Annotated in this window: 11 protein-coding genes; 3 read left to right on the forward strand and 8 right to left on the reverse strand. The window is 65.8% G+C overall.

The features are described 5' to 3' along the window. On the forward strand, window positions 1–1626 hold a 1626-nt coding region (locus tag I6F31_RS27760; RefSeq protein ID WP_225186432.1), incomplete at its 5' end, for an OmpA family protein. Between the two features lie 50 nt (window positions 1627–1676). Here I6F31_RS27760 and I6F31_RS27765 read toward each other — a convergent pair. Then, complete coding sequence (locus I6F31_RS27765; RefSeq protein WP_225175167.1) at window positions 1677–2633, reverse strand: homocysteine S-methyltransferase family protein; 957 nt, start codon at window positions 2631–2633, stop codon at window positions 1677–1679. A 230-nt stretch (window positions 2634–2863) separates the two neighbouring features. On the opposite strand from I6F31_RS27765, the gene I6F31_RS27770 reads away from it, so the two are divergent. Then, a complete protein-coding gene (locus tag I6F31_RS27770) occupies window positions 2864–3484 on the forward strand; it encodes a TetR/AcrR family transcriptional regulator (RefSeq protein WP_036002793.1) in 621 nt (206 codons plus the stop codon). A 91-nt stretch (window positions 3485–3575) separates the two neighbouring features. Here the strand turns inward: I6F31_RS27770 and I6F31_RS27775 are convergent, their stop codons facing one another. The 7 genes from I6F31_RS27775 to I6F31_RS27805 form a co-directional block, all read right to left on the reverse strand. Continuing rightward, complete coding sequence (locus I6F31_RS27775; RefSeq protein WP_225148245.1) at window positions 3576–5333, reverse strand: alkaline phosphatase; 1758 nt, start codon at window positions 5331–5333, stop codon at window positions 3576–3578. A gap of 114 nt (window positions 5334–5447) precedes the next feature. Further along, the gene (gene argG / locus I6F31_RS27780) at window positions 5448–6785 is read right to left on the reverse strand and encodes an argininosuccinate synthase (RefSeq protein WP_036002800.1); all 1338 of its coding nucleotides are present in this window, start codon (window positions 6783–6785) and stop codon (window positions 5448–5450) included. 90 nt (window positions 6786–6875) lie between these two features. Beyond that, window positions 6876–7652, reverse strand: coding sequence for a phosphatase PAP2 family protein (locus tag I6F31_RS27785; protein ID WP_036002803.1), 777 nt, complete (start codon window positions 7650–7652; stop codon window positions 6876–6878). A gap of 57 nt (window positions 7653–7709) precedes the next feature. Next, the gene (locus tag I6F31_RS27790) at window positions 7710–8204 is read right to left on the reverse strand and encodes a hypothetical protein (protein ID WP_036024186.1); all 495 of its coding nucleotides are present in this window, start codon (window positions 8202–8204) and stop codon (window positions 7710–7712) included. A 163-nt stretch (window positions 8205–8367) separates the two neighbouring features. Then, window positions 8368–9570 carry a 23S rRNA (adenine(2503)-C(2))-methyltransferase RlmN gene (gene rlmN, locus I6F31_RS27795; protein ID WP_036002808.1) on the reverse strand — a complete coding sequence of 401 codons (1203 nt, stop codon included), beginning with the start codon at window positions 9568–9570 and terminating at the stop codon, window positions 8368–8370. 187 nt (window positions 9571–9757) lie between these two features. Beyond that, the gene (locus I6F31_RS27800) at window positions 9758–10426 is read right to left on the reverse strand and encodes an invasion associated locus B family protein (protein ID WP_036002810.1); all 669 of its coding nucleotides are present in this window, start codon (window positions 10424–10426) and stop codon (window positions 9758–9760) included. A 116-nt stretch (window positions 10427–10542) separates the two neighbouring features. After that, window positions 10543–11382, reverse strand: coding sequence for an SDR family oxidoreductase (locus I6F31_RS27805; RefSeq protein WP_225148242.1), 840 nt, complete (start codon window positions 11380–11382; stop codon window positions 10543–10545). Window positions 11383–11635: 253 nt separating this feature from the next. Between I6F31_RS27805 and I6F31_RS27810 the strand changes: the two genes are divergently transcribed. Further along, window positions 11636–12610 (forward strand): NADPH:quinone oxidoreductase family protein, encoded by a 975-nt coding sequence (locus I6F31_RS27810; RefSeq protein WP_036002812.1) that lies wholly within the window; start codon window positions 11636–11638, stop codon window positions 12608–12610. Window positions 12611–12632 lie beyond the last annotated feature (22 nt).

A 12632-nucleotide genomic window follows, 5' to 3' on the forward strand; every position in this document is an offset into this window, starting at 1 on the left:
CCCGCAGCGGCTCCGCCGGCTCGGCCGACTCCCGCGCCTGCGCCCACGGCAACACCGCCTGCTCCGACAGCCGCGCCCCCGGCCCGCCCCGGCGCGCCTGCGCCGGCAGTCACGCCGGCTCCAACGGCGACCCCGGCACCGACGACGCCACCTGCGCCAACCGCAACGCCGGCTCCCGGCAGCACGCCCGGCGCAGCGCCGGCTGGTCGCCCCGGCGCACCTCCGCCCGGCGTACGTCCTGGCGCGCCGCCGCCCCCGGCGGGATCACCCGCACCCGGCGCCACGCCCGCTCCAACGGCAACGCCCGCGCCCGGCAGCACGCCGCCACCCCCGCCGCCCGGACGTCCGGGGTCGGCAACGCCCGCGCCCGGCGCAACCCCGGCCCCGACAGCGACGCCAGCCCCGGGGCAGCAGGGTGGAACGCCTCCTGCCGGCGCGCCCGCCGCCGGGACTCCGGCTGCGCCGCCGCAGGCTGGTGCGCCCGCCCGGCCGCCGGCACCTCCGGCCGGCGCCGCGGCTCCGACCGTGGTGCCCGGCACGCCGGCCGCAGCGCCGCCGCCCGACCGGGCACAATACAGACCGCCGACGGTCGCGCCGGCTTTCCGCGCCGCGCCGACAGTCGCCGCGCCCCTGCCGCCGCCGCCGCGTCCGCAGCAGCGTGACCTGACGCCGCTCGCGATCGGCGCGGGCGTGGTGGCCGGCGCCGTGATCGGCGCCACCATCGCCGATATCCATAACCAGCGGCGCGAGGTCGTCGAAGGCGGCCGCACCGTCTACACCGAGCCGGACCGCATCATCATCCGCGATCCGGGCGGGCAGGCTTACGTCCGCGGCAACGATCTCTATCGCTTCCGCTATGGCGCCCGCGACATCCGCACCGACACCGTCGGCGGCGAAACCCGCACCGTCGTGATCCGTCCCGACGGCAGCGAGGTGATCACCGTGGTCGGGCCGGACGGCTCGCTGCTGCGTCGTATCCGCCGGGACCCGCGCGGACGCGAGATCGTGATCATCGACAACACCTACCGCGATCCGCGGGCGGTCGGCGGCTTCTACGTCGACGTGCCGCCGCCGGTGGTCAACATTCCCTACGATCGCTACATCGTCGACGCCCAGGAGGCGCCGCCGCAGGTGATCTACGAAACGATGCGGGCTCCGCCGGTGCAGCGGATCGACCGGCGCTACTCGCTCGACGAGATCCGCTACAGCCCGAATGTTCGCATGCAGATGCCGAGCATCGACGTCAACACGATCAACTTCGAGACCGGATCGTGGACCATTCCGCCGGATCAGGCGGCGCGGCTGCAAGTGATCGCCGACGGCATCAACCAGGCGCTCCAGGCCAACCCGCAGGAGGTGTTCCTGATCGAGGGCCACACCGATGCGGTCGGCAACGAGGTTGACAATCTGTCGCTGTCGGATCGCCGCGCGCAGGCCGCAGCCGAATTGCTGACGCAGCAATTCAGTGTGCCCGCGGAGAACCTGACGTCGCAGGGCTATGGCGAGCAGTATCTGAAGGAGCAGACGCAAGGCGCGAGCCTGATCAACCGGCGCGTCACCGTCCGTCGCATCACGCCGTTGCTCAACGGCGACCAGGCCAACGCGGCGCCTCCGCCGCGCCAGTAAGACCTTCGCAAGAAGACAATGGCCGGGAGCGATCCCGGCCATTTTTCTTGTCACGCCGTCATTGCTTCCGACGGCAGGCATGCCTCGCAAACGGCGGCAACATGCCGGTGATCGGTGCCGCAACAGCCGCCGAGAATGCGCATGCCGGGGAATGCGCGCCTGAGCAAATGGTAGCGGCGGCCGAGATCTTGGGGATCACCACTGTCCAGCGCCTCCGATTCGTCGAGCTCGGCATGGCTCTTGACCGATGCATTGGCTCTGATGCCGTGGATGCGCTGCACCCACGCCTCGCCTGCGGCGAGTGCACTCTCGAAGTGAGTTGGGTGCGCGCAATTGATCAGGAAGTATTCGCAGGCACGTTCAGTTGCGTCGTCGACCGCCTCGATCGCCTCGCGCAGCGACTCTCCCCGGACGAGGCGGCCATCGGTTTCGACCGTGAAAGAGATGGCGACCGGAATGTCCTGCCTCTTGGCTGCACGGACCACGCCCACCGCTTCGTTGATGCTGTTCAGCGTGAATGCAGTCACCATGTCGGCGCCCGCCTCGGCGAAGGCCGCGATCTGGCCTGAGTGGTAGGCTTCCGCCTCCGCCGCGTCCATGTTGCCGGCCTTGTAGCCGTCGCCTCGCGGACCGATCGCGCCGTTGATGACGCAAGGCATGCCGGGCAACTCCCAAGCGCCGCGCAATTCGTCGAGGAAGCGGATGGCGCGCATGTTGATGGCCGCGAGCCTGGCCGCATCATAGCCGAGCTTGGCGCCCCAATCAGGGTTGGCGCGCCAGGTCGGACTGTCGAGGACAAAGCCGAGCCCATGCTGCCGCGCGATACGCAGGTAGGCTTCGTAGTACTGCCTCAAATGCGCGCGGCCATCCGCGCTGTCGAGCAGCACGAATGCCGCAAAGTGGGGCAGCTCCAGCCCGTGCTGAAAGATGAGAGTTGTTTCCATGCCGCCATCGGTCAGGAAAATGCCGCCGCCGCGCTGCGGCAGACCATGTCTGTATCTGGCCATTGATCGCTCCATCATTTGGACGTGCCGCTCTCTTCACTCGGTCGCGCTACGCCCGCGTTCGGTCGCGGCATTTGGTGCCGCATAATGTCGCGTCGCTCTAGAAGCCCCGTGGTGCGGCTGAACTTCCACCCGCAAGCGGAGACAAATCAATGATTTGCACGAGTCACGCGGAGTGGGCCTTGGCCCCGAGGGTCAATTTCCGCACCGTCGGTACAGTTCTGGAGACATCAATGGGAAAGGGCGAAGCGACGCGCGAGCGCATTCTCGAGATCGCGGAAGCGGCGGTGCTCGCAAAGGGCTTCGGCGCCACCTCGATCGAGGAGGTCATTGCCGAGGCCGGACTGACCAAGAGCGGGTTCTTCTATCACTTCAGGGACAAGAACGCGCTCGCACGGGAGATGCTGCGTCGCTACGTGGATACGAATGACCGCCTGTTCGACGAGATCTTCAGGCGCGGACGCGAGCTCTCCGACGACCCGCTGCAGTCGTTCCTGATCTCGCTGAAACTACTCGCCGAAGTCATGGCCGATCTGCCGAACGGCCATCCCGGCTGCCTGATCGCAAGCATCTGCTATCAGGAGCGCCTGTTCGACCGCGATGTTCGCGATCTAACCGCGCAATCGGTCCGGAGCTGGAATGCGCACTTCCGCGAGATTCTCGACGGCATCGCCGCCATCTATCCGCCCCGCGAGCCGATCGATCTCGACGATCTCGCGGAGATGATCTCGTGCGTGGTCGACGGCGCAATCATCATGTCGAAGACGCTCAACGACCCGAAGCGGCTGGAGCGACAGATCCTGCTCTTCCGCAGCTGCGTGAAGCTGGTCTTCACGCCGCCTCACTCGTCGTGAATTGATGGAACGTGAGCGGACCAGGGCGGCCCGGCCTGCCGCGCTCGCCTGCGGCAGGAATGTGATTGGGCCCAGGTTGGCAGTCGCCCCATCATTCTCGCGCAGCCAATCCCAGCGCATCGGCCATGACACGGAACACTTCGGTATTGTCCATCGAGCCGTGCACGCGCTCGCTCCCCGGGCCCGCCGCCGTGACAATGACGTCCTCGCCCGAATGCACGCTGGCGCCGACCAGCGACGACAGATTGCCGGGGCGCAGCACCGCGCCCGGGACCTCCTTGTATTTGTCGTTGGCCTTGAAGGTGCCGTCGTCGCCGGCCTTGACGGTCGGCTCGTTGGGATTGTCGAGCTTCGGACGGAACGTCTCGTAATGATCGGGCAGGCTCGCCGAGAAGATGGCAAGCCGGCGGCTCACGTCGATGCGTGACGGGTAGCCTTCCGCGTCTGGGGCCGGATAGTTCGGAAATCCGGCCTTGTCGTAAACCCCGACGCGCTCGCGTAAGGGAACGTTGGGCACGGTGGCCATGTCGTCATTCACTGTGCCGACCAGGCTGTTGGGGTGATTGTGATCGGCCAGCACCAGGATGAGGGTGTCGTCGCCGCGTGCGCGCGCCCATTCGCGCGTCTGACGCACCGCGTTGTCGAGCATGATCGTGTCGTAGACCGCGCGCTCCATGTCGAGCAAATGCGCGTATTTGTCGATCATTCCGGATTCGACCATCAGGAAGAAGCCGGCTTCGTTCTTCGAGAGGATTTTCAACGCTGCCTGCACCTGTTCGGTCAGATCAGGCTGCTCGGGGAATTTCTTGACGCCGCCGCCCTTGAGGAATTTGCGGTCGAGCGCGCCGTCCATGTTGCCGGTGGCGAACAGGCCGAGCAGCTTGCTCGTCTCCTGCTTGGCGGCAGAGGCGCTGAGCTCGCCCGCGGTGGTCGCCACCTGATAGCCGGCATCGCGAAACTTCGCGATGTAGTCGGTCTCGTCCTTGCGCTTGGAGCCGGCAGCCGACTTCGGCAGAAAATTTGCGCTGCCGCCGCCCAGCATCACATCCGGCTTTGCCGCGAAGAACTGCTCGACGATGTCGTCATAGGCGGCGCGCCGGCGGGTGTGCGCGACCATCGCCGCCGGCGTCGCGTCTTCGATCTCGGTATTGGTGACGACACCGATCGCCATACCGAGCCGCCTTTTGGCAAGGCTGGTGATGGTTTCGACCTTGGGATCGTCGAGCGGGCTTGCGCTGCGGTCAGCGTAGACGCCGAGGGCATTGACGGCGCTCTTGTGCCCGGTCGCATAGGCGCTCGCCGAGTTCGCGGAATCCGTGATGATCGAGTCCGAGCCGGCGGTTGCCACCAGGGCCATATGGGGCATGTCGTCGATGGCGAGCTTGCCGCGGCTCTTGCCTTCCGAAATGCCCTTGGACAGGATTCGCGCGGCGACCCGATGCGCCGGCGACATGCCATCGCCGATGAACAGGATGACGTTCTTCGCCTTGCGCGGGCCGGTGTCGTAGACCGTCCAGGTGACGCTGCGCTGGCGCGTGCCGTCGCTCACCTCCACGGCGACGCTACCCGGCTTGGTCAGCGTGACGTCGCGCAGGACCAGGGCCGACTGCTCCTTGCCGTCCTCGCGCTCGACGAAGGTTCCGGAGCGGCCGAACGCGGCCGCGTAATCCGCGCCGTTCACCGTCACCTTCAACTTGGCGGGATCGACCAGCCCCGGGAGCTCGACCTTGAAGTCGAACTTGGCTCCCGCCAGGATCTCGGCGCGGTCGATCGGATAGATCGTCTGCGCCGACGATGATGATGCCCAACAGAGAACAATGAGAGAGGCGAGTGCCGATCCCCTGACCATGTGCGATGCTCCGCAATCCCGTTTCCAACAGTGGAAGCGTAGCGGTCGAGAATGACAGCGTCATTAAGCTCGGAGCGCGGATGGAGCGAAGCGCAATCCGGGCTCCGGAAAGCCTCAGCCCTTATCGCTCTCGAGCCGGAAGATCTGCGAGCCTTCGCTGCCCGACAACAGGCCGGTCTTCGAATAGAGACCGAGCTTGGTGCGGGTGTCGGCGATGTCGAGGTTGCGCATGGTGAGCTGGCCGATGCGGTCGGCCGGCGTGAAGGCAGCGTCCTCCACCTTCTCCATGCTCAGCCGCTCCGGCGCATAGGTAAGGTTGGGGCTCTCGGTGTTGAGGATCGAATAATCGTTGCCGCGGCGCAGCTCGAGCGTGACTTCGCCGGTGACGGCGCGGGCGACCCAGCGCTGTGCGGTCTCGCGGAGCATCAACGCCTGCGAATCGAACCAGCGGCCCTGATAGAGCAGGCGTCCCAAGCGCATGCCGCTGATCCGGTACTGTTCGATCGTGTCCTCGTTGTGGATGCCGGTGACGAGGCGCTCATAGGCGATGTGCAGCAGCGCCATGCCGGGCGCCTCATAGATGCCCCGGCTCTTGGCCTCGATGATGCGGTTCTCGATCTGGTCGCTCATGCCGAGGCCATGACGGCCGCCGATCGCGTTGGCCTCGAGGAACAGCGAGACCGGATCGGAGAAGGTCTGGCCGTTCAGCGCGGTCGGCTGCCCTTCCTCGAAACGCACCACGACCTTCTCGGCCTTGACGGCGCAGTCGTCGCGCCAGAACGGCACGCCCATGATCGGGGTGACGATCTTGATGCCGCTGTCGAGGCTCTCGAGATCCTTTGCCTCATGGGTGGCGCCGAGCAGATTGCTGTCGGTCGAATACGCCTTCTCCGCGCTCATCTTGTAGGCGAAGCCTTGCGCGGTCATGAATGCCGACATCTCGGCGCGGCCGCCGAGCTCGTCGATGAACTGCTGGTCGAGCCAGGGCTTGTAGATCTTCAAGCCGGGATTGGTGAGCAGGCCGTAGCGGTAGAAGCGCTCGATGTCGTTGCCCTTGAAGGTCGAGCCGTCGCCCCAGATGTTGACACCGTCTTCCTTCATCGCTGCGACCAGCATCGTGCCGGTGACGGCGCGCCCGAGCGGCGTGGTGTTGAAATAGGTGATGCCGCCGGTCGAGATATGGAAGGCGCCCGACTGGATCGCGGCGATGCCCTCGTGGACCAGCTGCGTGCGGCAATCGACGAGGCGCGCGTTCTCGGCGCCGAACTCCATCGCCTTGCGCGGGATCTCATTGTAGTCGGCTTCATCCGGCTGGCCGAGATTGGCGGTGTAGGCGTAGCAGCGCGCCCCCTTCTGCTTCATCCAGAGCAGCGCCGCAGAGGTGTCGAGGCCGCCCGAAAAAGCGATGCCGACTTTCTCACCCTTGGGCAGGCTTTTCAGGATCGTGGTCATGGGGCTTCCAATCGGGTCTAAGCTGATGTGATGGGTGCGTTCGACCGCGCGAATATCAAATTTCGCGGGGCTCGGCACCCCTTTAATGGCTCAAACCGAGGGCTCGGGGCCGGTCTTGCGGCCGAACAGGCGCTGGCGGAGCCGGTAGGCGGGCATGTTCAACCGGGTCAGGGCGGCATCCACCGCTTCGTCCGAGAACCGCGTCCGCGGCCAGCGGTAAATCAGCGCGTAGGCGAACCAGATCACGACGAAGGTGACGAGGCCGGCGATCGACACGTCCGTGAAAAAGTGCCCGCCGAAGGCCATGCGCAGGGCGCTGGTCAAGGCGCCGAACACCACGGCGGCGGCATAGGCGAGCGGCCGCCACGCCGGCGGCGCCAGCGCGGCCGGCGCCAGCGTCCAGAACGCCGTCGCGCCTTCGCCGGAGAAGAACGAGCAATTGCGCCCGCAAGTGCCGCGCGGATCCCACCACGGCACGAATTGCTGATCGCCGGCAAACTCGGTCACCACCACCGGACGCGGACGGCCCCAATAATTCTTGAACGTCAGGTTGGTCAAAATACCGGCCGACATGGTCATCGTCACCAGCAGGAAGATGACCGTACGCCCCGGCACCATCAGCGGCCGGTCGGGCCGGATCATCTTGACCACGAGCGCGACGATCGAGGGAAGGGCGAAGGCCCAGGCGATCCACATCGCCGCATCGCGCGCAAAGCCGGCCCACCCGTTCAGCTTGAGCGGAAACGTCTTGGTCTCCGCGTCGAAGAACAGCGATGCGAGCTTGAGGTCGAGCTCGGGATAGAGGCCGAAGACGACGCCGATCACGAGCCACAGCGCCAGGGCAATGAAGAGTCCGGTACGGTTCATGGCGCGCGGTTTAGCGGAGTGGGATGGAGATGGAAACCCCAGGGGAGGGTAGGAAACTCACCGCGGGCCCGGCCTTGAATTCGCCGGCAATGGCGGCGGTGGTTTCCGCGGGGACGGCGGTTCGCGCCAGACGCCGGCGTTGCGGCCGGCGATCAGCCAGTAGACGAAGCCGGCAACGATGCCCGCGCCGGTCATGATCTCCAGGTGACGCCGGACGATGCCCTCGAACTGCAACGTGTCGGAATGGAACGGGACGAGGCCGAGATAGCAGGCGAGCCCGACAAGGCCGCCGCCGACGGCATAGGCGATCGCACTGCGGATGTAGAGCGCTTCGGTGATCGCGACGATCACCGCCGCCGGCACCAGCGCAAAGCCGGACACGAAGATGAAGCCGAAGCCGAGCAGGATGTCGATCGTGCCCTGGTCGACCGGACCGGCGCCGAGATCGGCGAATTCCGGAAACAGCAGCGCGACGACGACGATCATGCCGCCGACAAAGCAGGCGGCGAGGAAGCCGATGAAGATGACGACGAGGCGGCCGATCAGGGACATGACGTCAAAATCACCTCGCCGTCATTGCAAGGAGCTCGCGACAAAATTGCGCAGCAATTTTGCGCTGATGCGACGAAGCAATCCAGACTGAGGCCGCGGAGATATTCTGGATTGCTTCGCTGCGCTCGCAATGACGAGGAGGCGAGAGCACGGGCATGACACACTAATCCGTCATCGCCATGGCGCGCAGCGCCTGGCGCTCGCGCGCTGAGAGCTTTTCCGTCTCCGACTTGAGCTGGCCGCAGGCGGCGAGGATGTCGCGGCCGCGCGGGGTGCGCACCGGCGAGGAATAGCCGGCGTTGAAGATGTATTCGGAGAACTTTTCGATCTGGTCCCAGTCCGAGCATTCATAAGCGGTGCCGGGCCAGGGATTGAACGGGATCAGGTTGATCTTGGCCGGAATGCCCTTGAGCATCTTTACCAGCAGCTTGGCGTCGTCGAGCGAATCGTTGACGCCCTTGAGCATCACATATTCGAAGGTGATGCGGCGCGCGTTGGAGGCACCGGGATAGTCGCGGCAGGCCTGCAGCAGCTCCTTGATCGGATATTTGCGGTTGAGCGGCACCAGCTCGTTGCGCAGCTCGTCGCGCACCGCGTGCAGCGAAATCGCGAGCATGACGCCGATCTCCTCGCCGGCGCGCACGATGTTCGGCACCACGCCCGAGGTCGACAACGTGATACGGCGGCGGGAGATGCCGATGCCTTCGTTGTCGCCGACGATCAGAAGCGCATCGCGCACCGCGTCGAAATTGTAGAGCGGCTCGCCCATGCCCATCATCACGATGTTGGTGACGCGGCGCGTGCCGTCCTCGCGATCGGCCCAGTCGTTGAGACGGTCGCGCGCGACCATCACCTGGCCGACGATCTCGCCGGCGGTGAGGTTGCGCACTAGGCGCTGGGTGCCGGTGTGGCAGAAGGCGCAATTGAGCGTGCAGCCGACCTGCGAGGAAACGCAGAGCGTGCCGCGGTCGGTCTCGGGGATGTAGACGCATTCGACTTCATGCGCCTTCTGAACATTGTCGCCGCTCGGCAGGCGCAACAGCCATTTGCGAGTGCCGTCGTTGGAGATCTGCTCGGCCACGACTTCCGGCCGGTCCACGGTGAAATGCTGCGCGAGCTCGGCGCGGATGCCCTTCGAGATCGAGCTCATCTCGTCAAAACTCTGGGCGCCGCGGAAATAGAGCCAGTGCCACAGCTGCTGCACCCGCATCTTGCGCTGCGCCGGTGCGACGCCGATCTCGCCGAGCCGATCGGCAAGCTCGGTGCGCGACAGGCCGATCAGCGACGGCTTGGCCGGCGGCACATAGGTTTCGAGCGGGGTCTTCTCCACCAGGAGGCCGTTGTGCGGCTCGGTCGTCGGTTGCATTGAATGGACCTAATGGCTTGGTCGTTCCGGGATGGTCCGAAGAGATCGCGAAGCGACCCTGAGGACCAGACCCGGAACCTCGGAGATTCCGGGTTCGTGCTGTGCGCGCCCCGGAATGACGAAGAAATCTGGAACGGCCCCTATATAACAACCGGAACCGCCGATTGCGACCTTATCGCCCGCAGTCTTAACGCCGGCAATCCTGCGCGATCTTGTCGAGCGCCTGGGCGAGGCCCTTCAGCGAGAAGGTGTCGGTCGTCTCGGTCCCCTTGGCCGAGACGCCTTTGACGACGAGATCGGCGGATTTGCGCATGGCTTCGACCATCCGCTCCTCCTCGGCCGCGTTCTTGATCCAGAGCCCGTCCCCCTGCGTGTACATGGCGAAGGAGGCGCCGCCGACCTCGGCGGTCGATTCCGAGCCCGGCTTCAGCGCATAGCCGATCATGACCGAGACTTCGTTGTTGACCTTCTCGGCCGGCCGGGTCGAGACGAAGGCATAGGCGGGATCGCGCGGCCGGTTCGGCGGATTGGTCTTCGACGATGACGGCTTGGCCAGCGCGAAGCAGACCTTCTTGCCGTTCGGCGTCGCCGAATAGGCACCCCAGGTGCCGAACTGCCCGATCAGGGTCGGCTCCGCGCCCCCCGCAACGGCCGCAGCCGGGGCCGCCGGCTTGCTCTCGGGCTTCGGGGCCGCCTTTGCGTTGGTGTTGGCCGGCGGCGCCGCCGGCTTCGGTGCCGCCTCTTTTGGAGCTGGACTGGACTTGGGCGTCGGTTGCGCCGTCTGCGCCCGCGCAGACACGGCGATTCCCCCGGCCGCCACGCCAGTCATCAAAGCTAAAATCAGCACCCGCCACATGCCGCGTTGGTTCCCTCAATATTGTGACTGGAAGATGGCCCGAGCGCGCTTTGTCCCCGGGCAGGGATAGCCGGGAAAGTTCAATTTGGGAAGGCAGTTAGCGGTATCTTCGGCGGCTAGGCCCTGGATCGGGCGGCGCGTTGCGCGGCCCATTGCGCCTCGGTCCAGCCGAGCAAATCCTCGGCGCCGGAACTGCGCAGATGCGCGCCACCGTCGATCACCACCATCTCGCCATTGATGTAGGCGGCATGATCCGAGACCAGGAAGCTGGCGAGATCGGCGAGCTCGCCGTGCTCGCCGGTGCGGCCGAGCGGATTGCGCGAGGTCCAGCCTTCGTCGCGGCCTTCGGGACGGAGCTGCCCGGTGGCCCCTGCGGTCGGAAACGGGCCCGGCGCGATCGCCACGGTCCGGATGCCCTTCGGGCCCCATTCCACCGCAAGACTCCTGGTCATCGCCAGCAGTGCGGATTTCGCCATCGCCGAGGGAACGGTGAAGGCGCGGCCGGTAATGGTGGAGGTCGAGAGGATCGACAGCACGACGCCGCGATGGTTAGCCTCGATCCAGCGCCTGCCGGCGGCGAGCGTGCAATACATCGCGCCATGCAGTGTCGGCGCCAAGATCGCGTCCGCGGCGCGGAAGGAGAGATGCTCGCTCTGTGCGATGAAGGTGGCAGCGGCATTGTTGACGAGGATGTCGAGCGGCGCCTCGCGCCAGATCGCATCCATCATGCCGTCGACCGCCGCACCGTCGCGGATATCGCAGGCGATGGTGATGACCGTGCCGCCGGTCTCGTCGCGCATCTCGCGCGCCGTCGCCTCGAGCCGCTCGAGCTTGCGGCCGCAGATCACGAGCTCGGCGCCGAGCGCGAGGAAGCGACGCCCCATCGCAGCGCCGAGACCCGAACCACCCCCGGTAATGAGGGTGCGCTTGTTCTTCAGCAGGCTTGTTTCAAACATCGTTTGATCCTTTCTCCGCGGATTTCGTCATTGCGAGCCACCGGGTCCGCGCGAAGCGCGGCCCGATGACGGGCTTCGCGAAGCAATTCAGACTATTCCGCAGGACGGACTCTGGATTGCTTCGCTGCGCTCGCAACGACGGAGGATAGGCCGTCGCTGACCCCAGACAAAGAATCCGGATTGTCGCCACTGCCTAAATCCGGCAGAAACGGCCAAACTATAATTCCACCCGAAACGCCCTCAAGGTGCCGCCATGAAAGCCATCCTCTGCTCGCAATATTGCCAGCCCGACGACCTCGTCCTGACTGAGGTGCCCGATCCGGTGGCGGGGCCCGGCGAAGCCGTGATCGCGATCAAGGCGGCGGCGCTGAATTTCTTCGACATCCTGATGATCCAGGGCAAGTACCAGATCAAGCCGCCGTTCCCGTTCTCGCCGGCCGCGGAAGTTGCGGGCGTGATCGAGAGCATCGGCGCTGGTGTCACTGATCTCAAGGTCGGCGATCGCGTGGTCGCCTCCTGCGGCCACAACGGCGCACGCGAGAAGATCGCGCTGCCGGCGGCATCGATCGTGAAGATCCCCGACAATCTCGACTACGACCGCGCGGCCGGCATCATCATCATCTACGGCACCGCGCTGCATGCGCTGGAAGATCGCGCCAGCCCCAAGCCGGGCGAGACGCTCGCTGTGCTGGGCGCGGCCGGCGGCACCGGCCTTGCGGCCTGCGAGCTCGGCAAGCTGATGGGCTTGAAGGTCATCGCCTGCGCCTCGTCGGACGAGAAGCTCGAATTCGCCAAGGCGCACGGCGCCGAGCTGACGCTGAACTATGCCAAGGAAGATCTGAAGGAAGGCCTGCGCAAGCTCACCGGCGGCAAGGGCGTCGACATCATCTTCGATCCCGTTGGTGGTGCTTACGCCGAACAGGCGCTGCGCTCGATCGCATGGGAAGGCCGCTTCCTCGTCATCGGCTTTGCCGCCGGCGACATTCCCAAGATGCCGCTGAACCTCGCGCTCCTGAAGGGCTGCGACATCCGCGGCGTGTTCTGGGGCGCCTGGACCCGGCTCAACCCGGCCAAGAACCGCGCCAATCTGGAGAAGCTGGTGAAGTGGACCGCGGAAGGCAAGATCTCATCGCATGTCGACCGCACCTTCCCGCTGGCGCAGACGGCCGATGCGTTGAAGGTGTTGGCGGGACGTCAGGCCATGGGCAAGGTGATCTTGCATCCGTGAGGATGCGAGACGGAAACGCGTT

The organism is Bradyrhizobium sp. NBAIM01 (assembly GCF_020194115.1).
In the GTDB taxonomy this organism is placed as follows: domain Bacteria; phylum Pseudomonadota; class Alphaproteobacteria; order Rhizobiales; family Xanthobacteraceae; genus Bradyrhizobium; species Bradyrhizobium yuanmingense.

What these genes read in the sequence shown, in the direction of transcription:
- I6F31_RS27770 (WP_036002793.1), top strand. Translation starts at nt 2,864, where the DNA reads ATGGGAAAGGGCGAAGCGACGCGCGAGCGCATTCTCGAGATCGCGGAA.
- I6F31_RS27785 (WP_036002803.1), bottom strand. Translation starts at nt 7,652, where the DNA reads ATGAACCGTACCGGACTCTTCATTGCCCTGGCGCTGTGGCTCGTGATC.
- I6F31_RS27805 (WP_225148242.1), bottom strand. Translation starts at nt 11,382, where the DNA reads ATGTTTGAAACAAGCCTGCTGAAGAACAAGCGCACCCTCATTACCGGG.
- argG (WP_036002800.1), bottom strand. Translation starts at nt 6,785, where the DNA reads ATGACCACGATCCTGAAAAGCCTGCCCAAGGGTGAGAAAGTCGGCATC.
- rlmN (WP_036002808.1), bottom strand. Translation starts at nt 9,570, where the DNA reads ATGCAACCGACGACCGAGCCGCACAACGGCCTCCTGGTGGAGAAGACC.
- I6F31_RS27775 (WP_225148245.1), bottom strand. Translation starts at nt 5,333, where the DNA reads ATGGTCAGGGGATCGGCACTCGCCTCTCTCATTGTTCTCTGTTGGGCA.
- I6F31_RS27810 (WP_036002812.1), top strand. Translation starts at nt 11,636, where the DNA reads ATGAAAGCCATCCTCTGCTCGCAATATTGCCAGCCCGACGACCTCGTC.
- I6F31_RS27765 (WP_225175167.1), bottom strand. Translation starts at nt 2,633, where the DNA reads ATGGCCAGATACAGACATGGTCTGCCGCAGCGCGGCGGCGGCATTTTC.
- I6F31_RS27800 (WP_036002810.1), bottom strand. Translation starts at nt 10,426, where the DNA reads ATGTGGCGGGTGCTGATTTTAGCTTTGATGACTGGCGTGGCGGCCGGG.
- I6F31_RS27790 (WP_036024186.1), bottom strand. Translation starts at nt 8,204, where the DNA reads ATGTCCCTGATCGGCCGCCTCGTCGTCATCTTCATCGGCTTCCTCGCC.